General features: G+C 72.4%; 2 protein-coding genes. One reads left to right on the top strand and one right to left on the bottom strand.

The features are described 5' to 3' along the window. Nucleotides 1–286, top strand: a 286-nt coding sequence (locus DEQ92_RS20955) for a glycosyltransferase (RefSeq protein WP_115821722.1), incomplete at its 5' end; no start/stop codon positions are given. Between the two features lie 54 nt (nucleotides 287–340). Here the strand turns inward: DEQ92_RS20955 and DEQ92_RS20950 are convergent. Further along, a partial coding sequence (locus DEQ92_RS20950; protein ID WP_147299531.1) for an MFS transporter occupies nucleotides 341–836 on the bottom strand: 496 nt, incomplete at its 5' end.

The raw sequence follows: 836 nt of genomic DNA, 5'->3' as shown, positions 1-836 counted from the left end.
GTTCGGCATCGCCGCGGTCGAGGCGATGGGGTTCGGCCTCCCGGCGCTCGTCTCGTCGGCCGGCGGCGCGAGCGAACTCGTCACGCACCGCGAAGACGGCTTCCTCGTCGACCCGACCGACCCGGCCGAACTCACCGACGCCGTGGCCCCGCTGTGTCGGAATCGCCGGCGGTTGCAGTCGCTCGCTATCTCGGCCCGCGACCGCTTTCTCGCGCACCCGACGTGGGACGAGACGGCGGCGACGGTTCGCTCGTTTTTGCTCGATATCGTTGGTGGCGCCGACTGACGCCGACGCCGACGCGGACCGGGCGTCGACGTCGACCGCGGCGTCGACGCGGCGCTAATCGCCGCGGGCGGGCGAGGGACTGCCGCCGCCACCGCCGCCGACCTCGACGGTTTCTCCGACCTGCGTGTAGACGAGGAGCAGGCCGACCGCGCCCAGCGCGGTCGCGGCCACGAAGGGGACGGCGAAGCCGAAGCCGACGAGGACGCCCGAGAACAGCGCGCCGATGGCGACGCCGAGGCCGAACCCCATCGTGAGAAGCGAGAGCGTCGACCCCGACTGCCCCGCCTTGGCGATGTCGCCGGCGAGGGCGAGCGAGGGAGCGAAGACGGCCGCGACCGCGACGCCTTGCAGGAACCGCGCGAGAATCATCAGCGCCGGCGTCTGGACGAACCCCTGTGCGAGCGTCGTCGGGAGCAGGAGGACGAAGCCGCCGACGAGGAACGGCCGCCGCCCGTAGCGGTCGCTCCGCCGGCCGATGGGGTACTGGAAGACGACGTTGGCGAGGACGGTCGCGCCGAACTGCACCGAAAACAGGAACGTCCCCTGGTCG

The sequence above is a fragment of the Haloferax sp. Atlit-6N genome (genome assembly GCF_003383195.1).
Classification (GTDB): domain Archaea; phylum Halobacteriota; class Halobacteria; order Halobacteriales; family Haloferacaceae; genus Haloferax; species Haloferax gibbonsii.
This window is presented reverse-complemented; position numbering and strand designations above follow the sequence as displayed.